Source organism: Microbacterium sp. X-17 (assembly GCF_039615055.1).
Window position 1 is genome coordinate 72,720 of record NZ_JBDHNI010000004.1, and the last position, 24,123, is coordinate 96,842.

23 protein-coding genes are annotated in these 24,123 nt (G+C 72.2%); 11 read left to right on the forward strand and 12 right to left on the reverse strand.

Annotated elements, in window-relative coordinates; all coding sequences use genetic code 11:
* The first annotated feature begins 51 nt into the window (after positions 1 to 51).
* The gene (locus ABCS02_RS19810) at positions 52 to 1,491 is read left to right on the forward strand and encodes an MFS transporter (protein ID WP_345837414.1); all 1,440 of its coding nucleotides are present in this window, start codon (positions 52 to 54) and stop codon (positions 1,489 to 1,491) included.
* An 18-nt stretch (positions 1,492 to 1,509) separates the two neighbouring features.
* On the opposite strand, the gene ABCS02_RS19815 is transcribed toward ABCS02_RS19810, so the two are convergent.
* The 5 genes from ABCS02_RS19815 to typA form a co-directional block, all read right to left on the reverse strand.
* Entirely contained in the window at positions 1,510 to 2,805 is a 1,296-nt protein-coding gene (locus tag ABCS02_RS19815) for a citrate synthase (protein ID WP_345837415.1), read from the reverse strand.
* 127 nt (positions 2,806 to 2,932) lie between these two features.
* Positions 2,933 to 4,048, reverse strand: a complete 1,116-nt coding sequence (gene dapC / locus ABCS02_RS19820) for a succinyldiaminopimelate transaminase (protein ID WP_345837416.1) — start codon at positions 4,046 to 4,048, stop codon at positions 2,933 to 2,935.
* A gap of 13 nt (positions 4,049 to 4,061) precedes the next feature.
* A complete protein-coding gene (fdxA, locus tag ABCS02_RS19825; protein ID WP_345836123.1) occupies positions 4,062 to 4,385 on the reverse strand; it encodes a ferredoxin in 324 nt (107 codons plus the stop codon).
* A 10-nt stretch (positions 4,386 to 4,395) separates the two neighbouring features.
* The gene (locus tag ABCS02_RS19830) at positions 4,396 to 4,770 is read right to left on the reverse strand and encodes a DUF6113 family protein (protein ID WP_345837417.1); all 375 of its coding nucleotides are present in this window, start codon (positions 4,768 to 4,770) and stop codon (positions 4,396 to 4,398) included.
* A gap of 35 nt (positions 4,771 to 4,805) precedes the next feature.
* A complete protein-coding gene (gene typA / locus ABCS02_RS19835; RefSeq protein WP_345837418.1) occupies positions 4,806 to 6,716 on the reverse strand; it encodes a translational GTPase TypA in 1,911 nt (636 codons plus the stop codon).
* 96 nt (positions 6,717 to 6,812) lie between these two features.
* Between typA and ABCS02_RS19840 the strand changes: the two genes are divergently transcribed.
* Together ABCS02_RS19840 and ABCS02_RS19845 are read left to right on the forward strand one after the other, a co-directional pair.
* The gene (locus ABCS02_RS19840; protein WP_345837419.1) at positions 6,813 to 7,610 is read left to right on the forward strand and encodes a CPBP family intramembrane glutamic endopeptidase; all 798 of its coding nucleotides are present in this window, start codon (positions 6,813 to 6,815) and stop codon (positions 7,608 to 7,610) included.
* Positions 7,611 to 7,821: 211 nt separating this feature from the next.
* On the forward strand, positions 7,822 to 8,811 hold the full coding sequence (locus ABCS02_RS19845; RefSeq protein WP_345837420.1) for a hypothetical protein: 990 nt from the start codon (positions 7,822 to 7,824) through the stop codon (positions 8,809 to 8,811).
* A 108-nt stretch (positions 8,812 to 8,919) separates the two neighbouring features.
* Here the strand turns inward: ABCS02_RS19845 and ABCS02_RS19850 are convergent, their stop codons facing one another.
* Positions 8,920 to 10,101 carry a MarP family serine protease gene (locus ABCS02_RS19850; RefSeq protein ID WP_345837421.1) on the reverse strand — a complete coding sequence of 394 codons (1,182 nt, stop codon included), beginning with the start codon at positions 10,099 to 10,101 and terminating at the stop codon, positions 8,920 to 8,922.
* Between the two features lie 90 nt (positions 10,102 to 10,191).
* Here ABCS02_RS19850 and ABCS02_RS19855 point away from each other — a divergent pair, with 90 nt between their 5' ends.
* The 7 genes from ABCS02_RS19855 to ABCS02_RS19885 all read left to right on the forward strand — a co-directional run bounded on the left by ABCS02_RS19855 (position 10,192) and on the right by ABCS02_RS19885 (position 17,131).
* Positions 10,192 to 10,935, forward strand: a complete 744-nt coding sequence (locus tag ABCS02_RS19855) for an NUDIX domain-containing protein (protein WP_345837422.1) — start codon at positions 10,192 to 10,194, stop codon at positions 10,933 to 10,935.
* Between the two features lie 13 nt (positions 10,936 to 10,948).
* Positions 10,949 to 12,277 (forward strand): quinolinate synthase NadA, encoded by a 1,329-nt coding sequence (gene nadA / locus ABCS02_RS19860; protein ID WP_345837423.1) that lies wholly within the window; start codon positions 10,949 to 10,951, stop codon positions 12,275 to 12,277.
* Entirely contained in the window at positions 12,274 to 13,857 is a 1,584-nt protein-coding gene (nadB, locus tag ABCS02_RS19865) for an L-aspartate oxidase (protein WP_345837424.1), read from the forward strand. The genes nadA and nadB overlap by 4 nt, the downstream gene beginning before the upstream one ends.
* Positions 13,851 to 14,705, forward strand: coding sequence for a carboxylating nicotinate-nucleotide diphosphorylase (gene nadC, locus ABCS02_RS19870; protein WP_345837425.1), 855 nt, complete (start codon positions 13,851 to 13,853; stop codon positions 14,703 to 14,705). Before nadB ends, nadC begins: the two co-directional genes overlap by 7 nt.
* Positions 14,706 to 14,709: 4 nt before the next feature.
* Positions 14,710 to 15,843 (forward strand): cysteine desulfurase family protein, encoded by a 1,134-nt coding sequence (locus tag ABCS02_RS19875; RefSeq protein ID WP_345837426.1) that lies wholly within the window; start codon positions 14,710 to 14,712, stop codon positions 15,841 to 15,843.
* 110 nt (positions 15,844 to 15,953) lie between these two features.
* On the forward strand, positions 15,954 to 16,916 hold the full coding sequence (locus ABCS02_RS19880; protein ID WP_345837427.1) for a glycosyltransferase family 2 protein: 963 nt from the start codon (positions 15,954 to 15,956) through the stop codon (positions 16,914 to 16,916).
* A 26-nt stretch (positions 16,917 to 16,942) separates the two neighbouring features.
* Entirely contained in the window at positions 16,943 to 17,131 is a 189-nt protein-coding gene (locus ABCS02_RS19885) for a hypothetical protein (protein ID WP_345837428.1), read from the forward strand.
* Between the two features lie 6 nt (positions 17,132 to 17,137).
* Here ABCS02_RS19885 and ABCS02_RS19890 read toward each other — a convergent pair whose 3' ends face one another.
* Positions 17,138 to 17,779: a DUF1345 domain-containing protein gene (locus tag ABCS02_RS19890; protein ID WP_345837429.1), complete on the reverse strand. Its 642-nt coding sequence runs from the start codon at positions 17,777 to 17,779 to the stop codon at positions 17,138 to 17,140.
* 124 nt (positions 17,780 to 17,903) lie between these two features.
* Here ABCS02_RS19890 and ABCS02_RS19895 point away from each other — a divergent pair, with 124 nt between their 5' ends.
* Complete coding sequence (locus tag ABCS02_RS19895) at positions 17,904 to 19,403, forward strand: DHA2 family efflux MFS transporter permease subunit (RefSeq protein ID WP_345837430.1); 1,500 nt, start codon at positions 17,904 to 17,906, stop codon at positions 19,401 to 19,403.
* Positions 19,404 to 19,442: 39 nt separating this feature from the next.
* Here ABCS02_RS19895 and ABCS02_RS19900 read toward each other — a convergent pair whose 3' ends face one another.
* The 5 genes from ABCS02_RS19900 to ABCS02_RS19920 form a co-directional block, all read right to left on the reverse strand.
* Positions 19,443 to 20,264: a DNA-formamidopyrimidine glycosylase family protein gene (locus ABCS02_RS19900; RefSeq protein WP_345837431.1), complete on the reverse strand. Its 822-nt coding sequence runs from the start codon at positions 20,262 to 20,264 to the stop codon at positions 19,443 to 19,445.
* A gap of 42 nt (positions 20,265 to 20,306) precedes the next feature.
* Positions 20,307 to 20,690: a VOC family protein gene (locus tag ABCS02_RS19905; protein WP_345837432.1), complete on the reverse strand. Its 384-nt coding sequence runs from the start codon at positions 20,688 to 20,690 to the stop codon at positions 20,307 to 20,309.
* A gap of 88 nt (positions 20,691 to 20,778) precedes the next feature.
* Positions 20,779 to 22,443 (reverse strand): ABC-F family ATP-binding cassette domain-containing protein, encoded by a 1,665-nt coding sequence (locus ABCS02_RS19910; protein WP_345837433.1) that lies wholly within the window; start codon positions 22,441 to 22,443, stop codon positions 20,779 to 20,781.
* Positions 22,444 to 22,447: 4 nt separating this feature from the next.
* A complete protein-coding gene (locus ABCS02_RS19915) occupies positions 22,448 to 23,296 on the reverse strand; it encodes a transposase (RefSeq protein ID WP_345837434.1) in 849 nt (282 codons plus the stop codon).
* The gene (locus ABCS02_RS19920) at positions 23,289 to 24,113 is read right to left on the reverse strand and encodes an alpha/beta hydrolase (protein WP_345837435.1); all 825 of its coding nucleotides are present in this window, start codon (positions 24,111 to 24,113) and stop codon (positions 23,289 to 23,291) included. Before ABCS02_RS19920 ends, ABCS02_RS19915 begins: the two co-directional genes overlap by 8 nt.
* Positions 24,114 to 24,123 lie beyond the last annotated feature (10 nt).

The window sequence follows — 24,123 nt, forward strand, 5'->3', positions numbered from 1 at the left end:
CCTCCGATCACCCATCATACGCGTGCATCTGCACGAGGGAAGGTCGTCCTTTTGCCCCGCCGGCCCACGCCCAACAGCGCCTTCGCCGCCCTCGCCATCGGCGTGGCGTCACTCGCGCTCCTCCAGAACCTCGTCATCCCGGTCATCCCGATGATCCAGCACGAGCTCGGCGTCACCGCGGAGGCGGCCTCGTGGACGATGACGGCGTGGCTCATCGCAGCCGCCGTCGCGACCCCCGTCCTGGGCCGCGTCGGCGACCTCTACGGGCGCAAGCGCACGTTCCTCGCCGTGCTCGCGGTGGGCGCGCTCGGTGACCTCCTCGCGGCGCTCTCGCCGAGCCTGGAAGTGCTGATCGCGGCCCGCGTGCTGCAGGGCGTCGGCGGTGCGCTCTTCCCGCTCGCGTTCGGACTCATCCGCGACCTCATGCCCGCGCGCCGCATCACCGGCGCGATCGGCGCGATGAGCGCGATCATGGCGATCGGCGGAGCGGCCGGCAGCGTGCTGGCCGGCCCCATCGCCGCGGCGGTCGGCTGGCGCGGCCTCTTCCTCGTGCCGATGGCGATCAGCATCGTCGGTCTCGTCCTGACCGCGCTGCTCGTCGGCCGGACGGGACCCGCCGCGCGGGGCCGGATCGCGGTCCTGCCCGCGCTCCTCCTCTCCGGCTGGCTCGTAGCGCTCCTCGTGCCGCTCAGCTCCGGCGCCAGCTGGGGCTGGTCGAGCCCCCTCACGCTGGGCCTGTTCCTCCTCGCGGCGATGCTGTTCGCCGCGTGGATCGTGGTGGAGCTCCGGGCCCGCCAGCCGCTCGTCGACATCCGGATGCTCCTGAGCCCCGCGATCTGGCCGACGAACGTCGCGAGCATCCTGGTGGGCGCCGCCGCCTTCGGCTTCTGGGGCTTCCTCCCGCAGTTCCTCGAGGTCACGGCCGCGACCGGCTGGGGCCTGGGCCTCGACACGCAGGCCGCCGGACTCGTGCTCCTGCCGCTCCTCATCGGCGTGAGCGCGATCGGGTTCGTGACCGGATCGCTGTCGCGCGTCGTCCCGCTGCGCGCTCAGCTCGCCGGCGGCGGCCTCCTCATGGGCGCCGCGGCCGTTGCCGCGGTCCTCTTCCACGAGGCCGCGTGGCAGCTCGCGATCGCGGGCGGCGTCTTCGGGATCGGGATCGGCCTGTCCTACGCCGCGGCCGCGAGCATCATCGTGCAAAGCGTGCCCGCGGACCGCGTCGGCGTCGCGACCGGCATGAACGCGAACCTCCGCACGATCGGCTCCGCCATCGGCTCGGCCCTGACCGCGACCCTCGTCTTCGGCGGCGTCGCCTCGGCATCCGCCCCGCCGGAGAGCGGGTTCGCCGTGGCGTGGATCACGACCGCCTGCCTGGCTCTGGCCGGAGGCATCCTCGTCGCGGTGGTCCGCCCGCCGCGCCGCGGCTCCGCGGACTCGGCCGAGGCCCGCATCGCGGCCGAGGAGGCCGTCGTGATCGCCGAGGCCCCCTGACCCGAGGCCCTGCCGGCGTCAGGCGCCGGGGTAGGTGCGCTCAGGGGCGCCAATGTAGAGCTGCTGCGGGCGGCCGATCTTGGTCTGCGGGTCGGCGTTCGCCTCGCGCCAGTGCGCGAGCCAGCCGGGCAGGCGCCCGATCGCGAACAGCACCGTGAACATCCGCAGCGGGAAGCCCATCGCCTTGTAGATGACGCCCGAGTAGAAGTCGACGTTCGGGTACAGCTTGCGCTCGACGAAGTACGAGTCGCTGAGCGCGATCTCCTCGAGCTCCTTCGCGAGGTCGAGGAGCGGGTCGGTGACGCCCAGCTCGGCGAGCACCTCGTCGGCCGACTCCTTCACGAGCTTCGCGCGCGGGTCGTAGTTCTTGTAGACCCGGTGGCCGAAGCCCATGAGCTTGACGCCGTCCTCCTTGTTCTTCACGCGCTCCACGAAGCGCTGCACGCTCTCGCCGGAGTCGCGGATCCGCGCCAGCATCGCGAGCACGGCCTCGTTCGCCCCACCGTGCAGCGGCCCGTAGAGGGCGTTGATGCCGGCCGAGATCGAGGAGAACATGTTCGCCCCCGTCGACCCGACGAGGCGGACCGTGGAGGTGGAGGCGTTCTGCTCGTGGTCCTCGTGGAGGATGAGGAGGCGCTCGAGCGCGCGGGACATGACCGGGTTGATCTCGTAGGTCTCGGCGAAGACACCGAAGTTGAGCTTCAGGAAGTTGTCCACGAAGCTCAGGCCGTTGTCCGGGTACAGGAATGCCTGCCCGATGCTCTTCTTGTGCGCGTACGCCGCGATGACCGGCAGCTTCGCCAGCATCCGGATCGTGTTGAGCTCGACGTGCTCGGGGTTGTGCGGGTCGGACTCGTTCTCGTAGTAGGTCGAGAGTGCCGACACGGCGGACGAGAGCACCGACATCGGGTGGGCCGTGTGCGGGAGCGCGGAGAAGAAGCGCTTGAGGTCCTCGTGGACGAGCGTGTGATGGCGGATGCGCGCGTCGAAGTCGGCGAGCTCGCTGGCCGTCGGTAGCTCGCCGTAGATGAGGAGCCACGCGACCTCGAGGTAGGTGGAGCTCTTCGCGAGCTGCTCGATCGGGTAGCCGCGGTAGCGGAGGATGCCCTGCTCGCCGTCGATGAAGGTGATCGCCGACTTCGTGGCGGCCGTGTTCACGAACCCGTAGTCGAGAGCCGTGTGCCCGGTCTGTCGCGTGAGCGACGCGATGTCGATGCTCGGAACGCCGTCGGTGCCCCGGAGGACCGGCAGCTGTGCGGTTCGATCTCCGACCGTCAGAATGGCCTGGTCCTGATCCGCACGTGCATCACTCACGGCGCCTCCTTGCGATTCTTGGTCGAGGGGGGTCGGGATCGCGAAGCGCGACCGCATCTACAGCCTACTGGGCGTCGCGGCCTATGATGAATCCCGCCAAACAAGGCGAGCATTCACGTGAGGATGCCTACGAAACGGTCGATGCGCGCAGACGCTGGGCGGCCGCAGCGGTCCGCTCGTCGCTCGCGGTGAGCGAGAACCGCACGTGCTGCGGGTGGAACGGCCCGTAGAAGTGGCCGGGACCGGCGAGGATGCCGAGCTCGGCGAGCCGGCCCATCGACTCCCACGCGTCGCGGCCCTCGGTGGCCCAGAGGTACAGGCCCGCCTCGCTGCCGTCGATGCGGAAGCCGGCGGCCTCCAGCGCCGGCCGAAGCAGGTCGCGGCGCCGCCGGTAGCGCTCCTTCTGCTCCGCGACGTGCGCGTCGTCGGCGAGCGCGGCCGTCATGGCCGCCTGCACGGGCGCGGGCGGCAGGAGGCCGAGATGCTTGCGCGCCGTGAGCAGGCGGGCGATCAGCTCGGGGTCGCCTGCGACGAGCGCGGCGCGGTAGCCGGCGAGGTTCGACTGCTTGCTCAGGGAGTAGACCGCCAGCACGTTGTCAGTCGAGCCGTGCGTGACCCGCGCGTCGAGGACGGACGGGATCGGCTCTCGGTCCCACGGCGCCTCCCAGCCGAGCTCCGCGTAGCACTCGTCCCCCGCCAGCACGGCACCGAGTTCGCGCGCGCGCGCGACGGCGGTGCGCAGGGACGCGGCATCCCACACGCGTCCGTCCGGGTTGCCGGGCGAGTTCAGCCACACGAGCCGGGCGCCCTCGGGCCATTCGGCGGGATCGTCGCTCGCCACGGGCGTGGCGCCGACCAGCCGCGCGCCGACCTCGTACGTCGGGTAGGCGGCGCGCGGATGCACCACGACGTCGCCCGGGCCGAGGCCGAGCAGGAGCGGGAGCAGCGCGACGAGCTCCTTCGAGCCGATCGTCGGCAGGACGTGCGCGGGGGTCAGCCCGTCGACGCCGCGACGGCGCCGGAACCAGTCGACGATCGTCTCGCGCAGCGCCAGCGCACCGACCGTCTGCGGGTAGCCGTGCGCGTCGGCGGCCGCGGCGAGGGCCTCCTCGACGACCCGTGGGGTCGGATCCACCGGTGAGCCGACCGACAGGTCGACGATGCCGCCCGGATGCTCCCGGGCGCGCTCCGCGTAGGGGACGACGGCGTCCCAGGGGTAGTCGGCGAGGTCCCGGACGCTCACGCGCGGGGCCGGCTCAGTGCTCGCCCTGCGGGGGGAGCGCCGCGATCAACGGGTGGTCCTTGTGGATCACACCCACCTTCGCCGCCCCACCCGGGGAACCCACGTCCTGGAAGAACTCCACATTCGCGGTGTAGTAGTCCGCCCACTCCTCCGGAACATCGTCCTCGTAGTAGATCGCCTCCACCGGACACACCGGCTCACACGCCCCACAATCCACACACTCATCCGGATGGATGTACAACGACCGCTCACCCTCGTAGATGCAATCCACAGGACACTCGTCGATACACGCCCGATCCTTCACATCCACACACGGCAAAGCGATCACATACGTCACGCCAGCAAGTCTAAACGTCCGCGCGCGGACGGCTGCGGACGCCCGACGGCCACGCGATGACGAGCACGATGATCAGCGCCAGGGCGACCGTCCAGATGAGGCTGAGCACGTCGTTCGGCATCACGACCGATCCCCCGGGCCCCGTCCCGCTGAGGATGTAGGTCACGACACCCATCCCGACGCCGGCCGCGAGCGCCGCGATCCGGTCCCCGGTGAGGAGCCGGATGGCGAGGAGGAGCGCTGCGCACCCGACGAGCGCGAGAATCAGCCCGACCGGGACGACACCCCACAGAGAGGCGTGCGTGATCGTGCCCGCGACGCCGAAGACGCCGCCGACCGCGAGCGCGATGATCCACGCGACGACGCGGCCCCACGAGAACGACATGCGCTGAGTCTAGGCGCGTGCGCCTGGGCGCCCGCTCAGGCGTTGGCGTCCTGGCGCTTGAGGCGGGAGGCGGCGCGCCCGCGCTCGGTGGCGTCGAGCACCACCTTGCGGATACGGACCGTCTCGGGAGTCACCTCGACGCATTCGTCGTCGCGGGCGAACTCGAGGCTCTCCTCCAACGACAGCTGCCGCGGCGGCGTCATCGACTCGAACGAGTCGGAGGTCGACGCCCGCATGTTCGTGAGCTTCTTCTCCTTCGTGATGTTCACGTCCATGTCGTCGGCGCGCGAGTTCTCGCCGATGACCATGCCCTCGTAGACCTCCTGCGTGGGCTGCACGAAGAACGACATCCGCTCCTGCAGGCCGATGATCGCGAACGGCGTGACGACACCCATGCGGTCGGCGACGATCGAGCCGTTCTGACGCGTGGTGATGTGGCCGGCCCACGCCTCGTATCCGTGCGAGATCGCGTTCGCGATCCCCGTACCGCGGGTCGTGGTGAGGAACTCCGTGCGGAACCCGATCAGGCCGCGCGAGGGGACGATGAACTCCATCCGCACCCACCCGGTGCCGTGGTTGGTCATCCCGTCCATCCGGCCCTTGCGGTTCGCGAGGAGCTGCGTGATCGCGCCGAGGTACTCCTCCGGCGCGTCGACCGTCAGGTGCTCGAACGGCTCGAACGTCTTGCCGTCGACCTTCTTCGTGACGACCTGGGGCTTGCCGACCGTGAGCTCGAAGCCCTCGCGGCGCATGTTCTCGACGAGGATCGCGAGCGCGAGCTCGCCGCGGCCCTGCACCTCCCAGGCATCCGGACGCCCGATGTCGACCACCTTGAGCGACACGTTGCCGATGAGCTCACGGTCGAGGCGGTCCTTCACCATGCGTGCGGTCAGCTTGTGACCCTTGACCTTGCCGACGAGCGGCGACGTGTTCGTGCCGATCGTCATCGAGATCGCCGGGTCGTCGACCGTGATGGCCGGCAGCGGCCGGACGTCCTCCGGATCGGCGATCGTCTCGCCGATCGTGATCTCCTCGATGCCGGCGATCGCGACGATGTCGCCGGGGCCGGCCTCCTCGGCGGGGTAGCGCTCGAGCGCCCGGGTCTTCAGGAGCTCGGTGATCCGAGCGGTGGAGTGCGAGCCGTCGTGGCGCACCCACGCGACGGTCTGGCCCGTCTTCAGCGTGCCGTTGAAGACGCGCAGGAGTGCGAGGCGGCCGAGGAACGGGCTCGAGTCGAGGTTCGTGACCCACGCCTGCAACGGGGCCTCGTCGTCGTACGACGGCGCGGGGACGTGCTCGAGGATCGCCTCGAACAGCGGCTCGAGGTCGTCGTTGTCGGGCAGCGAGCCGTTCTCGGGGCGCGTGCGGGATGCCGCGCCCGCGCGACCGGACGCGTAGACGACCGGCACGTCGAGCAGCGCGTCGACGTCGAGATCGGGCACGTCGTCCTGCAGGTCGGATGCGAGGCCGAGCAGCAGGTCGTGGCTCTCCTCCTCGACCTCGGCGATGCGCGCGTCCGGACGATCCGTCTTGTTGACGAGCAGGATGACGGGGAGCTTGGCCTCCAAGGCCTTGCGGAGCACGAAGCGCGTCTGCGGGAGCGGGCCCTCGCTCGCATCCACGAGGAGCACGACGCCGTCCACCATCGACAGGCCGCGCTCGACCTCGCCGCCGAAGTCGGCGTGCCCCGGGGTGTCGATCACGTTGATCGTCACGGGCACGTCGGTGTGCGCCCCGTTGTAGGTGATCGCGGTGTTCTTCGCGAGGATCGTGATGCCCTTCTCGCGCTCGAGGTCGTTCGAGTCCATCGCGCGTTCCTCGACGTGGGCGTGCTCGCCGAAGGAGCCGGTCTGCCGGAGCATGGCATCCACGAGGGTGGTCTTGCCGTGGTCGACGTGCGCGACGATCGCGACGTTGCGGAGGTCGGGACGGAGGGCGTGCGCCATTCACGTGTCCTTGCGCTGAGGGGATACATCGGGAATTCCGACATTCCAGGGTATCGCAGGCATTCCGGCCCGACCTTGACGTGGCACGCTGTGGGGATGACCTCCCCCGCTGCGGCGCCCCCCGCGCTCACCCGCGAGGGGCGCACCCGGCTCCTCTGGGAGGTCTCGCTGGTCCTGGCGGTGACCGTCGGACAGTCGGCGCTGTACTCGGTGCTCGCCCTTATTCGCGCCTCGTTGCGCACGACGCCGATCTCGGAGCAGCAGACGCAGCTGAACCCCACGGTCGACACCGAGGCCGCGTGGAATGTGGTCTACCAGTTCCTCGACGTCTTCTTCTCGCTCGCCCTGGTCGCGCTGGTCGTCTACCTGTTGTGGGAGCCCGGCCAGAACGCGCTGCGCCGGATCGGCCTGGATTTCCGGCGGTTCGGCCAGGACCTCGGCCGCGGCCTCCTTCTCGTGCTCGTGATCGGCATCCCGGGCCTCGCGCTGTACGTCGTGGGCCGGATGCTGGGGATCACGGTCACCGTCGTCGCCTCGCCGCTCGACGCCGCGTGGTGGACGATCCCCCTCCTCGTGCTGTCGGCGCTGCGCGCCGCGCTGACCGAGGAGGTCATCTTCGTCGGCTACCTCTTCGACCGGCTCCGGCGTCTCGGCTGGTCGTGGTGGGGCATCATCCTCGCGACCGCCGCGCTGCGGGGGGCGTATCACGCGTACCAGGGGCTCGGTGCGATCGTGGGCAACTTCGCGATGGGCGTGGTCTTCGGCTGGTGCTACCGCCGCTGGGGCCGCATCATGCCGCTCGTGATCGCCCACACCCTGATCGACGTGTTCGCCTTCGTGGGGTATCCCCTCGCGGTGGCGTGGTTCCCCGGCGTCTTCGCCCCGCCCTCCTGACCCCGCGCCCCGGCCCGGGCGCGCCCGGTCTCCCACCCGTGAGACTGCATGTGCACTCCGAGAGTGCAGGGGGCGCCTGCGGTCTCGGAGTGCCAATGCAGTCTCGCGGAGAGGCGGGGCAACCTCTCCACAGAGGGGTGCGGGGGCGCGCACGCACCCCAGATGCGCCGGAAGGGACCAGAAGGCCCGGCGGGGCGGACAGAGTCGACGCATGCGTCAGGACACGCTTACCGCGACGACCATCGTCCCCTGCCCGGTGCCGCTGCTGCGCGCGCGAGACGTCACCCATCCGGACCGCTGGCTCGGGCGGGGCGAGATCGTCCGCGTCGCCCGAGGGATCTATGCCCCAGCCCCGTTGTGGCGAGCACTCACACCGTGGGACCGCTATCTCGCTCGCGTGCACGCAGCTTCGCTGACCTATCCCGATGCGGTGTTCTGCCATGAGGCCGGCGCCGCGCTCCGCGGTCTGCCGGTGTTCGGAGAGCCTGCCTACGTCCACCTCATACTGGCGAAGGACGCGACAGCGCGAGTGGTCGGCGACGTTCGGATTCATACCGCCGTCATCCCGCGTGACGCTCCGGAACAGAACGGACTGCTGGTGAGCGCGGTCGCCGACATCGCGGTCGACCTGGCCCGCAGCCGGCATCCAGCCATCGGGCTTGCCGTCGCCGACGCCGCTCTGCGGGTCGATCCGTCGCTCACCCGCGAAACGCTCATGGGAGTCAACGAGGAACGGACGAGCAGCCGCGGTCGCCGCCTCGCGCGGTGGCCGTTGGCCCGGGCCACACCGGAGGCGGAATCGCCGTTCGAGTCGGTCAGCCGGGCTGCCGTGGAATGGCTGGGCTTTCCCTCCCCCGTGCTCCAGGCGTCCTTCGTGGGCCCTCACGGAAAGGAGGATCGCGTCGACTTCTGGTGGCCGGACGAGCGCGTGGCCGGTGAGGCCGATGGCGACCTCAAGTACGACGGGAGGTTCGGCGAGCCCGTCGAGCTCCTGCGGGGGCGGCGCCAGCGCGACGTTCGGCTGCTCGAGTACGGGATCCGCGCGACGGCCCACTGGGCATGGCGCGACGCTCTCGCGGGGGATCCCCTGCGAGCGGCACTGGGCGCCGCGGGCCTGCGGCCGATCCGGCCGGCGGAGCCAGGCCAGCTCTACGGCCTCCGCCGCCTCGGCGCCGAACCACATCCCGCGAGACTGCACTAGCGCTCCGAGACTGCGGGCGTCCACCGCAGTCTCGGAGCGCACGTGGAGTCTCGCGGGAGCCGGGACCCGGCCAGAGCGCCGGGACCGGGCCGGGGACCAGGCCGGGGGTCAGGGGGTGCAGGGGCCGGTCGAGACCGGGGTGGAGGAGGCGGATGCCGCCAGGGCCGGGGCCAGGTCGGCGGCGGTCAGGGCGAAGCCGATGTTGTCGTCGGTGTCCGACCGGGCGAAGACCACGCCCGCCACCCGGCCGTCAGGCGTCAGGAGCGGGCCGCCGGAGTTCCCGGGCCGCACGACGGCCGCGAGCGTCGCGATCTCGCGCGGCGGCGCCGGTCGGTCGTAGATGTCGGGAACGTTCGCAGGCCCCACGGACAGCACCCGGGCGGCCCCCGTCGTGAACGGGCCGCCCCACGGATAGCCCTGGACGACGGCATCCGACCCCGGCGCCGGCGTCGGCACGACCGGCAGCGGGGTGGCGTCGAGCCCGTCCACCGCGATCACGGCGAGATCTCCGGTCGGATCGAAGTACACGACACGGCCCTCGCGCCCGGCCTCGCCGGGCAGCTCGACGAGCGGGGTCTCCACGCCGGCGACGACGTGCGCGTTTGTCACGATCCGGTCGGGGGTCACGGCGAAGCCCGAGCCGCTGGATCCCTTGCCGCACGCGAACGCGACGCCGCTCACCCGCGCGACGGACTGCGCAGCCGCGTTCAGCGCGGGGTCGTCGAGCGAGACGTTCGGCGCGGCGTACGTGTTCGGCGGCGCGAGCAGCGCATCGAGCTTCGGGATGCCGTCATCGATCAGCGCGCCGCGCACCTGCGCGAGCGCGGTCGCGATCGGACGGGGCGTGATGTCCTCGATGACGCGCAGCACCGTGGACTGGCTGACCGCGGTGGACACGACGGGGATGCCGAGGAGGCTCACGCTCTGCCCGACGAGCGAGACGGCCAGGGCCGCGACCACGACGCTCAGCACGCCCCCGAGCACCCGGTCGACAGGGCGGAGGCGCACGCGATCGACGCCGCGGCGGAGGAACGCGCCGAGCACGCCGCCGGCCGCCGTCAGCAGCGCGATCACGAGCACCGCACCGGCGACCGTGACCACCCCGCGCCACGCCGGCCACGGCCAGAGCGCGGCAAGCAGCGGCACGAGCGCGTAGGCCGCCACCGCCCCGACCGCGAACCCGACCAGGGCACCGAGGCTCGCGACGAGCCCGCGCCGGACCCCGGCGATCCCCGCGAGGATCAGGACGAGGACGACGATGACCTCGACCACGATGCCCGCTGCGTCCACCTCCCCAGCCTAGGCAACGACGCTGCCCGTCCGCCGAGAAGGATTTGCCCTTCGTGTCAGGAGGACACTAAGATCGCCGTCGGAGCACTTATGGTCACCACGACTCAACCAACGACGGCCCCCACGGTCTCGGGCGAGGACATCACCCGCGTCGCCGTGTCGACCGTCATCTTCACGCTCCGTCGCACGCCGCGCACCGACGGCTCGGCCGTCGCGATCCCCCTGGTGCGTCGCACGCGCGACCCCCACGAGGGCCTGTGGGCGCTCCCCGGCGGTTGGCTCGACGTCGCCGAGAGCCTGGATGCGGCGGCATCCCGCACCCTGGAGGAGACGACGGGCCTCACCCCGAGCTACCTCGAGCAGCTCTACGCCTTCGGCGCCACCGGCCGCTCCACCACCCGCGTCGTATCGATCGTGTACTGGGCGCTGCTGCGCGCGGACGAGGTCGACGCGCAGGTCTCGGCGCACGAGATCGCCGGCGATGCGCCCGAGAACGTGGAGTGGTTCGACGCAGCATCCCTCCCGCGGCTCGCGTTCGACCACAACGAGATCGTCGACTACGCCCTGTGGCGGCTGCGCAACAAGGTGGGCTACAGCCGCATCGCGGCCGGCTTCCTGCCGGATGCCTTCACCCTCGCCGACCTGCGGGAGGTGTACGAGGCGATCCTCGGCAAGCGTCTCGACCCCGCCAACTTCCGCCGTCAGGTGGAGAACGCCGGCGCCCTCGTGCCGACCGATCTCTTCCGGACGGGCAGCCACCGCCCCGCCCGGCTCTACCGCCACAACCAGGACATCGAGCTCGCCGAGCGCGGGCCCCTGTCCACCCGTCACTGAAATCAGGACCTCCATGTCTGCCACGCTCCTGACCCTGGGTCCGCGCCCCGCGGATCCGTCCGTCGACCACGAGATCCAGGCGATCGTCGCGGGATCCGCGGAGGGCTCCACCTGCACGACCGACCTCGCCGACTCGCCGTGGGACTTCGACACGCGCCCCGGGTACGGACCCGGCGCCTCGATGGGCGACGTCATCCCGACCGGCGCCCCGCGCCAGGGCGAGCTCCCCCGCGCGTACCGCGAGGCGAGCGAGGAGGAGCTGGATGCCCGCATCCGCGCGGCGAAGGAGACGCTGGGCGACCGCGTCGTGGTGCTCGGCCACTTCTACCAGCGGCAGGAGGTGGTGCGGCACGCGGACTACGTCGGCGACTCGTTCCAGCTCGCGCGCGCCGCGAAGGGCCGCCCCGAAGCCGAGGCGATCGTGTTCTGCGGCGTGCACTTCATGGCCGAGACCGCGGACCTCCTCTCCGGCCCCGACCAGGCCGTCATCCTCCCCAACCTCGCGGCCGGCTGCTCCATGGCGGACATGGCCGACATCGACCAGGTCGAGGAGTGCTGGGAGCAGCTCGAGGACGTGCTCGGCGACCTCGAGACCCCCGACGCGGAGGGCCTCCTCCCGGTCATCCCGGTCACGTACATGAACTCGTCGGCCGCCATCAAGGGCTTCGTCGGCCGCCACAACGGCATCGTGTGCACCTCGTCCAACGCGCACACGGTGCTCGAGTGGGCGTTCGCGCACGGGCGCCGCGTCCTCTTCTTCCCCGACCAGCACCTCGGACGCAACACCGCGAAGGCGATGGGCGTCCCCCTGGAGCGGATGCCGATGTGGAACCCGGCGCAGGCGCTGGGCGGAAACGACCAGCAGGCGATCGAGGACGCGCGCGTCATCCTGTGGCACGGCTTCTGCTCCGTGCACCGCCGGTTCACCGTCGACCAGATCGACAAGGCGCGGGCGGAGCACCCGGGCGTGCGCGTGCTCGTGCACCCGGAGTGCCCGATGCCGGTCGTCGACGCGGCGGACGGGGTCGGCTCGACGGACTACATCCGCAAGGCGATCGAGGCGGCCACCGAGCCGACGACGTTCGCGGTCGGCACGGAGATCAACCTCGTGCAGCGGCTCGCGGCCGAGCACCCGCAGCACGAGATCTTCTGCCTCGACCCCGTCGTGTGCCCCTGCTCGACCATGTACCGGATCCACCCCGGATACCTCGCGTGGACGCTCGAGTCGCTCGTCGCCGGCGAGGTCCCCAACCGCATCACGGTGTCCGCGGACGTCGCGGAGCCCGCTCGCGTCGCCCTCGAGCGGATGCTGGAGCAGGCCCCCTCGGGGAGCGCGGCGTGACGAGCGTCCTGGTCGTCGGCAGCGGCATCGCGGGGATCACCGCGGCGCTGGCCGCGCAGCGCGCGGGCGCCGAGGTCGTGCTCGCGACGAAGGGCGAGCTCGCGGAGGGCAACACGCGCTACGCCCAGGGCGGCATCGCCGTGGCCCTCGGGACGGACGACTCCCCCGCCCTCCACGCGGCCGACACGCTGACCGCGGGCGCCGGGCTCGCGGACGACGCGGCCGTCGACGTGCTCGTCACCGAGGGGCCGGCGCGCGTGCGCGACCTCCTCGCCGCGGGCACACCGTTCGACCGCGACGAGGAGGGCGAGCTCGTACGGGGCCTCGAGGCGGCGCATTCCGCCCGACGCATCCTGCATGCCGGCGGCGACGCGACGGGGGCCATGATCGAGGAGACGCTGGTCGCGCAGCTGCGCGCGTCCGGCATCCGGATCCTCGAACACGCCTATCTGGTCGACCTCCTCCGCGAGAACGCGCCTATGTCACGTTCTAACGGCGTGTCTGTGACACAAGCGCGTTCTCACGTGGTGGGGGCGCGCGTGCTCGTCGGGGGCCGGGAGCGGGAGATCCGGGCGGATGCCGTGGTGCTCGCGACCGGCGGCATCGGGCAGCTCTACTCCCACACGACGAACCCCGCCGGTGCGACCGGCGACGGGATCGCGGCCGCGATCCGCGCGGGAGCGGCGGTCGCGGACCTCGAGTTCGTGCAGTTCCACCCGACCGCGCTCGCCGCCGGCGACGCGTTCCTCGTGTCCGAGGCCGTGCGCGGCGAGGGCGCGGTCCTCCTCGACGAGGACGGGCGCCGGTTCGCGTTCGACGCGCACCCCGCGGGCGAGCTCGCCCCCCGCGACGTCGTGGCGCGGGCGATCCACCGCCAGATGGCGACGCAGGGCGGCCGGCCGGTCGACCTGGACGCGAGCGCGTCGGGCGCCGCGTTCCTCGCCCGCCGCTTCCCCACGATCGACGCCGCGGTGCGGGAGCGCGGGCTGGACTGGTCGCGGGGGCCCATCCCGGTGACCCCCGCCGCGCACTACCTCATGGGCGGCATCGCGACCGACCTCGACGGGCGCACCAGCATCCCGGGCCTGTTCGCCGCCGGCGAGGCCGCACGGACGGGCGTGCACGGCGCGAACCGCCTCGCCTCGAACTCGCTCCTGGAGGGCGCGGTCTTCGGCGCCCGCGCCGGGGCCGCCGCAGCCCACCTCGCCCACGCGACCGGACCGGCGGCCGCCGCCCCGGCTCGCGCCAGCCAGCCGACGCACCCGTTCGGCGCGACCGGCACCGGCGCGGCCGAGTTCACGCGCGCGGCGCTGCAGGACCTCATGTGGACGCACGCGGGGCTCGAGCGCGACGAGCGCGGACTCGCGCACGCCGCAGACGTGCTCGCCGGATGGCGGGAACGGATGCCGCGGCCACGCACGCCGCGCGAGCACGAGGACGCGAACCTCCTGACCGTGGCCGAGGCCGTCGTCGCGGCGGCCCGGGCGCGGTCGGCATCCGTCGGCGCGCACTTCCGACGCGACGACGACCGGATGCCGAACCCCGACGATGCCGCGGCGCTGGCGAGTGTCGCATGCTGACCCGCACCGAGATCGACCGCGTCGTCACCGCGGCCCTCGCGGAGGACGCCCCCTGGGGCGACCTCACGAGCGAGGCACTCGTCCCCGAGACCGCGACCGCGCACGCCGAGCTCGCTGCGCGTGAGCCCGGGGTCTTCGCCGGCGCGGCCGTGTTCGTCGCGGCGTTCCGGCTCACCGACCCCCGGGTGGAGGTCGAGCTCCTCCTGGCCGACGGCGACCGCTTCGGCACCGGCGACGCGATCGCCGTCGTGACGGGCCCCGCCCGGTCGGTCCTCACCGCGGAGCGGATCGGCCTCAACTTCACGCAGCGGATGTCCGGCATCGCGACCGCAACCGCGCGCTACGTCGACGCGGTCGCCGACACGCGGGCGCGGATCGTCGACACGCGCAAGACGACGCCGGGGCTCCGGGCGTTCGAACGGCACGCCGTCGCGGCGGGCGGCGGCCACAACCACCGCTTCTCCCTCTCCGACGCGGTCCTGGTGAAGGACAACCACCTCGCGGTGCTCCTGGCGTCGGGCGTGTCCGTGACCGAGGCGCTCCGCGACGCGAAGTCCCGGCTGCCGCACACCGCGCACGTCGAGGTGGAGGTCGACCGCCTCGACCAGATCGAGCCGGTCCTCGCAGCCGGGATCGACACGATCATGCTCGACAACTTCTCCCTCGACGACCTCCGCGCCGGAGTCGCCCAGGTCGCCGGTCGGGCGCTGGTGGAGGCATCCGGCGGCGTGACCCTCGACACCGTGCGGGCGATCGCCGAGACCGGCGTCGACCTCATCTCGGTCGGCGCCCTCACCCACTCGGCCCGGGCGCTCGACCTGGGGCTCGACATCCGCATCGCAGGCTGAGCGGATGCGGTACCTCGACAACGCGGCGACCACCCCGGTGCGACCCGAGGTGCTCGAGGCGATGCAGCCGTACCTCACCCGGTGGTTCGGCAATCCGTCGAGCCATCACACTGCTGGCGAGGCCGGAGCCGAGGCGCTCGCCGACGCGCGGGCCCGGGTCGCGGGGATCCTCGGGATGCGCCCGGGCGACGTCGTCTTCACCTCGGGCGGTACGGAGGCGAACAACCTCGCGGTGAAGGGGATCGCGCTCGGCGCGCTCCCCCGTGGCGCGCGGCACGTGATCACGACGCCGATCGAGCACGAGTCGATCCTGGAGTCGACCGCCTACCTCGCGCGCCTGCACGGGTTCGAGGTGACGCTCCTGCCGGTGGACGGATACGGACGGATCCACCCCGAGGACCTGCGTGCGGCCCTCCGCGCGGACACGGCGCTCGTCTCGGTCGGCTACGCGAACAACGAGGTCGGCACGGTGCAGGATGCCGCGGCCCTCGCCGCGGTCGCGCATGAGCGGAGGATCCCGTTCCACCTCGACGCCGTGCAGGCCGCGGGCTGGCTCCCCCTGTCGGGCACGGGTGCGGACGCGCTCGCCCTCGCGGGGCACAAGCTCGGCGCTCCGAAGGGCACCGGGGTGCTGGCGGTGCGCGGGCGGATCCCGCTCGAGCCGCTGCTCCATGGCGGCGGCCAGGAGCGGGGCCGCCGCTCGGGCACGCAGGACGTCGCGGGCGCCGTCGGCTTCGCGACCGCCCTGGAGCTGGCGGAGGCCGAGCGCGACGAGGCCGCGGTCCGGGTCCGCGCCATCCGGGACTCCTTCGTGGCCGAGGTGCTGCGGCTCGTCCCGAGCGCCCGACTCACGGGCGACCCCGTGCATCGCCTGCCGGGCACCGCGAGTTTCACCTTCGCCGGCACGAGCGGCGAAGCGGTCCTCCTCGAGCTGGAGCGGCGCGGGATCATCTCGTCGAGCGGCTCCGCCTGCGCGGCCGGCAGCGACGAGCCCTCGCATGTGCTCGTCGCGATGGGGATCCCGCCGGAGGAGGCGCAGACCGCCGTGCGCGTGACGCTCTCCGCAGCGCAGCGCGAGCCCCTCGACGACGTCGCCCGGTCCCTGGCCGAGTCGGTCGCCGCCGTCCACCCCGCCTGACCCCCACCTACGTGAGAACGCGCGTATGTCATAGACACGCCGCACAAACATGACACAAGCGCGTTCTCACGTACGTGGGGGCACGGATCGGGCGGAGGTACGATCCGGGGATGAGCAGAGCAGCGGTCACGGTGATCGTTCCGGGGTTCGACGTCGCGGCCTACGCGGAGGACGCGCTCGCGTCGCTGCGCGCGCAGACGCTCCCGGACTGGGTCGCGATCCTCGTCGACGACGCGTCGACGGACGCCACCGGGGAGATCTTCGCGCGGGCGGCCGCGGCCGATCCGCGGTTCCGGGTGGTCCGGCTTCCCCGCCGCAGCGGCCTGGGCGCCGCCCGCAACGCGGGGCTCGACCTCGTCGAGACCCCGTTCGTGGGGTTCCTCGACGCGGACGACGTGCTCGTGCCGGACGCGCTCGAGCGCCTCACGACGACGCTCGACGCGAGCGGCAGCGACTTCGTCGCGGGAGCGTACGTGCGCCTGCGCCCGAACGGCGACGGCGGGTACGCGACCGGCGACGTGCAGCCCTGGGTCGCCGCGGCGACCGACCCCGCGCGCACCGGGACGACGATCGAGGAGCACCCGGAGGCATCCGCGAACATCGTCGCGTGGTCGAAGCTCAGTCGCCGGGAGTTCTGGCACCACAACGCCCTCCGCTTCCCCGAGGGCCGGCTGTACGAGGACCAGGTCGTCGCCCAGCTCATGTACGCGCGGGCCCGGCGGTTCGACGTCGTGCCGCACGTCGTGGCGCACTGGCGGGTGCGGGCGGACGGCACCTCGATCACGCAGCGCGAGGCCGAGCCCGAGGTGCTGCGCGAGTGCCTCGAGGCCATGGATGCCGGGCTCCGCGTCCTGGAGACGACGGGGCATCCGCGCGCCGCGCAGGCGCGCGTCGGGCAGATCCTCGCGATGGACCTCCCGCGCCTGGCCGAGATCGCGCGCGCGCATCCGTCGGACGCATACCGCCGTACGCTCGGGACGTTCGCCCGATCGATGTGGGACCGCGCCGACGCGGCGCGCGTCGGGCTCGACGACCGCGCGAACGCCGTCGGCGCCGCCGCTCGACTGTGGTGACGGCATCCGGCCGCTATCGTGAGGGCATGAGCGCGCAACTCCCTCCGCACGTGCCCGAGAATGAGCCCCTCGAGGAGCTCGAGAGCAAGACCGCGGACGAGTTGATCACGCCCGAGGAGGACGTCTTCCGACGGTTCTCCGACCCGCGACCCACCGACGCGATCGGCTCGGAGGGCGGGGACCGTCCGGTCGACGAGGAAAAGCTCGACGACTGACGCCGGTCAGCCGCCGAGGCCCGCGAAGAGGTTGACCACGCTCGCGAGGATGACCGCACCGAACAGATACGACAGGAGCGTCTGCCCGATCACCATCCGGCGGATCTCGTTGCTGCCGACGTTGCTGTCGGAGACCTGATAGGTCATGCCGAGGCTGACCGAGAAGTACGCGAAGTCGGTGTACATCGGCAGCTCGATCTGGTTGAAGTCGATCCCCCCGATCGGATCGCGGTAGTACACCCGTGCGTACCGGAGCATGTAGTCGGTCTGGATCAGCGCCCACGATGTCGCGACCGCGAGCAGTGCGATCGCGGCGAGGATGAAGGACGTCGGACGCGTCTCATTGCGCGCCTGGAGCAGTACGAAGCCGACCGCGCCGAGGCTCGCGAGGCTGCCGATGACCGAGACGAGCCGGGCGCCTTGCCGGCCAGGATCCTCCTCCGTCGCGTGGGCGCGCGTGTCGAGGGCATCCATCCGCCACGTCAGGACGAGCGCCCACACGACAAGGACGCCGGCGAAGCTCGCCCAACCCGCGAGCAGGCCCGCCGCGAGGCCGAGCGCGAACGTGACCGCGACAGCGATGAGCACGCCGGCGACGATCGCGACCGACACCCGGAGCACGAACGGCACACGGCGACGCGGACTCACCCCCGAATCGTGTCACGGCGATCGGGAATGCCGTGTCGGACACGACCGTTATCCTGGACGTCTGCTGCCCATCGGGCGGCGTGATCCCCCCATTTTTCTGCTTTCCGAGCCCGAGGAGACACGCATGGCCACCACGGACGCGACCAGTACGGGAAGCGTGCCCGAGGCCGCCCCGGCCGAGATGACCCGCGACCAGAGCCGCGTCATGTGGCTCCTCCTGGCGGCCGCCTTCGTCGCCATCCTCAACGAGACGACGATGGGCGTGGCGATCCCGCACCTCATCGGCGACCTCCACATCTCGGCGCTCCAGGCCCAGTGGCTCACGACCGCGTTCATGCTCACGATGGCGGTCGTGATCCCGGTCACCGGCTTCCTCCTGCAGCGGTTCACGACGCGTGCGATGTTCGTCGCGGCGATGAGCCTCTTCTCCCTCGGCACGCTGCTCGCGGTGCTGTCGCCCGGCTTCGAGATGCTCGTCGTGGCACGCGTCGTGCAGGCGTCCGGCACGGCGATCATGCTGCCGCTGCTGATGACGACGATCATGACGGTCGTCCCGCCGCACGCGCGCGGCCGCATGATGGGCCGGGTGAGCCTCGTCATGGCGCTCGCCCCGGCGATCGGCCCGACCGTCTCCGGGCTCCTCCTCGACACGCTCGGCTGGCGCTGGATCTTCGGCGTCGTGCTGCCGATCGCGCTCGTCGTGCTCGCCGCGGGCATCCGGTGGCTGCCGAACCTGGGCTCGACGCGCAAGGCCCCGATCGACGTGCTGTCGGTCATCCTCTCCGCGTTCGGCTTCGGCGGTCTCGTCTACGGTCTCAGCCAGCTCGGCGCCGCGGGGCACGGCAGCACCGGCGCGGAGGCCGCGACCGGCATCACGCTGGCGATCTCCTTCGGCGTGGGCGGGATCGCCCTCGCGCTGTTCGTCTGGCGGCAGCTCATCCTTCAGCGGAAGGACAACGCGCTCCTCGACCTGCGCGTCTTCCGGGCGGCGAACTTCACGCTCTCAGTCGTGTACTTCATGATCATGTCGGCGGCGTTCTTCGGCGCGATCACCGTGCTCCCGCTCTTCCTCAACCAGGCACTCGGGGTGAGCGCGCTCAACACGGGCCTGCTGATCCTCCCCGGCTCGCTCGCGATGGGCTTCGCCGGCCCGCTCGTCGGCCGCGTCTACGACAAGTGGGGCACGCGGGTTCTGCTCGTACCCGGTGCGATCCTGACGAGCGGCACGCTGTGGCTCTACACGACGTTCAACGCGCAGACCCCGATCTGGGTGGTCGCGATCGTGCAGACGGTGATGATGATCGGCCTGGCCCTGTCGTTCACGCCGCTGTTCACGGCCTCGCTCGGCTCGCTCCCGCCGCGCCTGTACTCGTACGGCAGCGCCGTGGTCTCCACGGTGCAGCAGGTCGCGGGTGCCGCCGGCATCGCGCTGATGTTCACGGTGATGGCGGCCGCGTCCGCGTCGGTGCAGGAGACGGGTGGCAGCGCGGCGGATGCCGCGGCCGCCGGTGCGCACGGCGCGTTCCTCGTGGCGGCGATCCTGTCGCTGCCGCTCCTGGTGGGCGCGTTCCTGATCCGGAAGCCGGCGGACTCGATCGGCGAGGGCGCCCCCGCGGCGCACTGACCCCCACGCGTAACCCGGGGTCAGCCGAGGTCATGACACTCAGCTGAGGACGACACCGCCGGTCTGGCACGCGGGACAGTACTGCGCGGCACCCTTCGACCCGGGGACGTCGGCCACGGTCCCGCCGCAGTCGGGACAGGGCCGGCCCGTCCGTCCGTGCACCCACATCGCCGCGACCTTCGCGGCCTTGAGCTGATCGATGGGGATGCCGCGGCGCGCCACGATCGCGTCGCGGACCACCTTCATGGTCGAGGCGACGAGCCGACCCCGCGCGGCGTCGTCGAGGTCGGAGGCCCGCGCGACGGGCGAGATGCGCGCGTCGTAGAGGATCTCGTCGGAGTAGGCGCCCCCGATCCCGGCGAGGGTCTCCTGCTCCTGCAGCAGCGCTTTGACCTGCTTGCGGCGGCCGAGCGCCGCGCGCAGGCTCGCCGGGTCGAACGCCGGATCCGCAGGATCGGGCCCGAGCTTCGCGATGCTCGACACCTCGGTGGGGTCGTTCACGACCGAGACCCCGGCCGACACCCAGTCGCCCGCGTCGGTGAGCTCCAGGGCGGACGCGTCGTCGAGGTCGAACCGGACGAGCGTCGGCGGGCCGTCGGCCTCGCCTCCGGCCCCGGTGCCCCACCGCACCCAGCCGTGCCGCCCCAGCGAGACGACGAGATGACGCGAGCCCAGGGCGATGTCGAGGTGCTTCCCGATCCGACCCACACCGGTGATCTCCGCGCCCGCGAGCGATTCCGGAGGTGTCGCGTGCGTCTTGATCGCCCGGAACTCGACGACGTCGACCCCCGCGACGTGCCGGCCGGTCAAGCTCTCGTCGAGGAACTCGGCGAGCGCCTGCACCTCCGGGGACTCGGGCATGCCCTCATCCTGCCATCCGCCCCCGACACCGGGGACGGACGGTCAATTGCGCTGGCTGAGCGCGAGAGCGTTGCCCTCGGTGTCCTCGAACCAGGCCGAGCGCTGGCCGCCGAGGTCGGCGATGCCGTCGACCGTGGTGAGCCCTGGGAAGTCGTAGTCCTTGAAGACCACGCCCTTCTCCCGCAGCGCCGCCATGTCCCGCTCCAGATCGTCCGTCTCGACGGCGAAGACGGTGTTCTGCGCCGTCCCGGCATACGTCGTCCGGTAGACCATCAGCGGAACTCCGCCCAGTCGGTAGAACACCGCATCGTCGTCGGGGGGCATGTCGTCCGTGGGTGTCAGACCCAGGACCCCCTCGTAGAACGACCGGGCACGGTCCAGATCGGATGCCGCAATCACGGCGGCACCGCGTGCGTCTTCGAACACGGTCAGCACCTCTCTTCAGGTTCGACGGGTCTCATCGCTGACCATACGCCGACCGCCCCCGGCCCGACAGAGCCCCCGCGCCGGCGGGTCAGAGCTCGGTCACGCGCCCGGCGTCGACGCGCCACTGGCGGTCGGTGTGCACGGCCTGCAGCATCCGCCGGTCGTGGGTCACGAGCAGCAGGCATCCCTCGTACGACTCCAGGGCCTGCTCGAGCTGCTCGATGGCCGGCAGGTCGAGGTGGTTGGTGGGCTCGTCGAGCACCAGCACGTTCACGCCGCGGGCCTGCAGCAGCGCCATGCCGGCGCGCGTGCGCTCCCCCGGGGAGAGCGCGTCGACCGGCCGGGTGACATGGTCGGACTTGAGCCCGAACTTGGCGAGGAGCGTGCGCACGTCCGCCGCCGCCATCTCGGGCACGAGCGCCTCGAACGACGCCACGAGCGGCGCGGATCCCGCGAGCTGCGAGCGCGCCTGGTCGATCTCGCCGATCTGCACGGCGGCCCCGAGGCTCGCCGTGCCCTCATCGGGATGCTGGGTGCCGAGCAGACCCCGCAGCAGCGTCGACTTCCCCGCGCCGTTCGGGCCGGTGATGCCGATGCGCTCCCCCGCGTTCACCTGCAGCGAGACGGGACCGAGCGTGAAGGAGCCCTGCCGGAACACGGCGCCGCCCAGCGTCGAGACCACGGAGCTCGACCGCGGGGCGGACCCGATCGTGAAGGCGAGCTGCCACTCTTTGCGGGGCTCCTCGACCTCGTCGAGCCGGGCGATCCGGCTCTCCATCTGCCGCACCTTCTGCGCCTGCTTCTCGCTGGACTCCATGGATGCCTTGCGCTTGATCTTGTCGTTGTCGGGCGCCTTCTTCATCGCGTTGCGGACGCCCTGGCTCGACCATTCGCGCTGCGTCCGCGCCCGGGCGACGAGATCGGCCTTCTTCTCCGCGAACTCGTCGTACTTCTCCCGCGCCTGGCGGCGGAGGGTCGCCCGCTCCTCCAGGTAGGCGTCGTATCCGCCGCCGTACACGCGGTTCGAGTGCTGCGCGAGGTCGAGCTCGAGGACGCGCGTGACGCAGCGGGCGAGGAACTCCCGGTCGTGGCTGACGAGGACGACCCCACCGCGCAGCCCGCGGACGAACGCCTCGAGCCGCTCCAGCCCGTCGAGATCGAGGTCGTTGGTCGGTTCGTCGAGCAGCACGATGTCGAAGCGGCTGAGCAGCAGCGCGGCGAGCCCGACGCGGGCGGCCTGCCCGCCCGAGAGTGAGGTCATGAGGGCCGCGTCGGCCGGGATGCCGCCGAGGTCGAGCCCCAGCTCCGCGAGCACGATCGGCAGCCGCTCGTCGAGGTCGGCCGCGCCGCTCGCGAGCCACCGGTCGAGCGCGGCGGAGTACACGTCCGCCGGGTCCGCCCCGGATGCCGCGAGCGCGGGGTCGCCGAGCGCTGCGGCAGCGGCATCCATGTCCTGCGTCGCCCTGGCGCACCCCGTGCGGCGGGCGATGTACGCGGCGACGGTCTCCCCCGCGACGCGCTCGTGCTCCTGCGGCAGCCAGCCGACGAAGGCGTCGGCCGGGGCGAGTGCGACCGTGCCCGCCTGCGGCTCGTCGATCCCCGCGAGGAGGCGCAGCAGCGTCGACTTTCCCGCACCGTTCGCACCGACGACGCCGATGACGTCCCCGGGCGCGACCGTGAGCTCGAGTCCGTCGAACAGCGTGCGGTGGCCGTAGCCGCCGGCGAGGTCGTGGACGACGAGCGTGGCGGTCATCCTCTCAGTCTGTCATCGGCTCCCGGGCCGCCGAGCGCGCACGGGCGGCCTCGCCCGCCGCCGCCTCGGCCCGGGATGCCGCCGCACGGTGCTCGTCATCGAGTCGCGCGAGGTCCGCGTCGGCGGCCTCGGCGTCGCGGAGGACGCGGCCGAGCTCGGCGCGAAGCTCCTCCGCACGCCGACCGAGGACGTCGGCGTGCTCGCGCACGGTCCGGCGCCGGGCCTCGATCCGCACCCGCGCACGCTCCGCCTCGGATGCCTCGTGCTCGGCGGCGCGCACCGCCGCCTCGGCCGCCTTCCGCGCACGCCGCGCGACGAGCTCGTCGCGCGAGCGCGGCGACGGCGCGGACGGGGCCTCCGGCCCGGGTCCCGCGACGAACGCGCCCAGGTCGATGCCGTCGAGGTCGCCCGGCTCCAGCGGCGCAAGCAGGCGGCCGGTCGCGACGAGGGCAGCCGCGCGCTCGTCGAGGACCGCCGCGTTGATCGTGGTCGACACGGCCTCCCGGGCGGCCGGGCTGAGGGTCGCGCCCCGCTCGCGCGCGAGCTCGGCGGCCCGCCGCGCGAGCGCCGCGACCAGCTGGCGCCGCTGACGGCCGAGCTGGGTGAGCTCCTCCGCGCTCAGCTCCTCCTGCGCGGTCCGCAGCGCCGCCGCGAGCTCCAGCGCCCGGCCGAGCTGCCCGTCGCGGACGAGCAGGTTCACCGCCCAGGCCGCCACCACGGGCTTGCGCAGGCCCGTGATCCGCGTCGCGAGCTCCGGCGTCGCCCCCGACGCGCGCGCGGTGCGGGCGGCGATGAACTCCGCCGGCGGGAGGCCGTAGAGCTCGTCCGCGACCGACGCGAACGCGTCATCCATCTCCGTCGAGCCCGCGCTCCTCGATCCACCCGAGCACGAGGTCGGCGACGTCCCGCCAGCCCGCGTCCATCGTCAGCGAGTGCCCACGGCCCTCGACCGGGAGGAAGTCGGTGCGCGAGGGGCCGTCCGCGTAGAGCTTCACGACCGCCTCGGTGACCTTGAGCGGCACGGTGTGGTCCTCGGTGCCGCTCATCAGCAGCAGCGGACCGCGCACGGCGTGGTGGGTGTCGACGGCGGCGGGCGAGTCGCGCACGAACGTCGCCGTCGCATCCTCGAACAGCGGGCGGCCGGGGCCCGGGATCGTCCACGCCGCGTGCAGCGCATCCGACTCCTCAGGGGTCAGGGTGTTCCCGAAGCCGTAGCGGAACTGCTCCGCGGTGAGCGCGACGGTGCGCTTCCGGTTGGCGGGGTTCCCGAGCACGGGGAACGCGGACCGGATCTGGGAGAACGGCAGGATCCGGACGCCCTTCACGGGCGCGGGATCGATCGCGACGGCCGCCGCGGCGTAGCCGTTCGCGAGCAGCTCCTGCGCGATCAGTCCGCCGAACGAATGCCCGATCACGATGGGTTTGACCGGCATCGCGTCGATCAGCTCGGCGTAGTGACGGCAGATCTCGCCGATGCCGACCTCGTTCAGCGCGTCCGGATGGTCGCGTGTCGCCTGGACCGTGTCGCCGTCACCGGGCCAGCCCGGCGCGGAGGTGAGGTATCCCTGGGCCTCGAAGAGGTCCTGCCACGGGCCCCACGCGGACGCATGGATCCAGAGACCGTGGATGAAGAGGATGGGGAGGGGCCGGGTGGGAGTGGTGTCCGACATGACCGAAGTA

Bases quoted from the DNA above. Each gene is read 5' to 3' on its own strand.
- ABCS02_RS19880 (WP_345837427.1), top strand. From the start codon at position 15,954: ATGAGCAGAGCAGCGGTCACGGTGATCGTTCCGGGGTTCGACGTCGCG.
- ABCS02_RS19900 (WP_345837431.1), bottom strand. From the start codon at position 20,264: ATGCCCGAGTCCCCGGAGGTGCAGGCGCTCGCCGAGTTCCTCGACGAG.
- nadC (WP_345837425.1), top strand. From the start codon at position 13,851: ATGCTGACCCGCACCGAGATCGACCGCGTCGTCACCGCGGCCCTCGCG.
- ABCS02_RS19895 (WP_345837430.1), top strand. From the start codon at position 17,904: ATGGCCACCACGGACGCGACCAGTACGGGAAGCGTGCCCGAGGCCGCC.
- ABCS02_RS19915 (WP_345837434.1), bottom strand. From the start codon at position 23,296: ATGGATGACGCGTTCGCGTCGGTCGCGGACGAGCTCTACGGCCTCCCG.
- ABCS02_RS19885 (WP_345837428.1), top strand. From the start codon at position 16,943: ATGAGCGCGCAACTCCCTCCGCACGTGCCCGAGAATGAGCCCCTCGAG.
- ABCS02_RS19840 (WP_345837419.1), top strand. From the start codon at position 6,813: ATGACCTCCCCCGCTGCGGCGCCCCCCGCGCTCACCCGCGAGGGGCGC.
- ABCS02_RS19845 (WP_345837420.1), top strand. From the start codon at position 7,822: ATGCGTCAGGACACGCTTACCGCGACGACCATCGTCCCCTGCCCGGTG.
- typA (WP_345837418.1), bottom strand. From the start codon at position 6,716: ATGGCGCACGCCCTCCGTCCCGACCTCCGCAACGTCGCGATCGTCGCG.
- ABCS02_RS19875 (WP_345837426.1), top strand. From the start codon at position 14,710: ATGCGGTACCTCGACAACGCGGCGACCACCCCGGTGCGACCCGAGGTG.
- ABCS02_RS19920 (WP_345837435.1), bottom strand. From the start codon at position 24,113: ATGTCGGACACCACTCCCACCCGGCCCCTCCCCATCCTCTTCATCCAC.
- nadA (WP_345837423.1), top strand. From the start codon at position 10,949: ATGTCTGCCACGCTCCTGACCCTGGGTCCGCGCCCCGCGGATCCGTCC.
- ABCS02_RS19830 (WP_345837417.1), bottom strand. From the start codon at position 4,770: ATGTCGTTCTCGTGGGGCCGCGTCGTCGCGTGGATCATCGCGCTCGCG.
- ABCS02_RS19855 (WP_345837422.1), top strand. From the start codon at position 10,192: ATGGTCACCACGACTCAACCAACGACGGCCCCCACGGTCTCGGGCGAG.
- ABCS02_RS19910 (WP_345837433.1), bottom strand. From the start codon at position 22,443: ATGACCGCCACGCTCGTCGTCCACGACCTCGCCGGCGGCTACGGCCAC.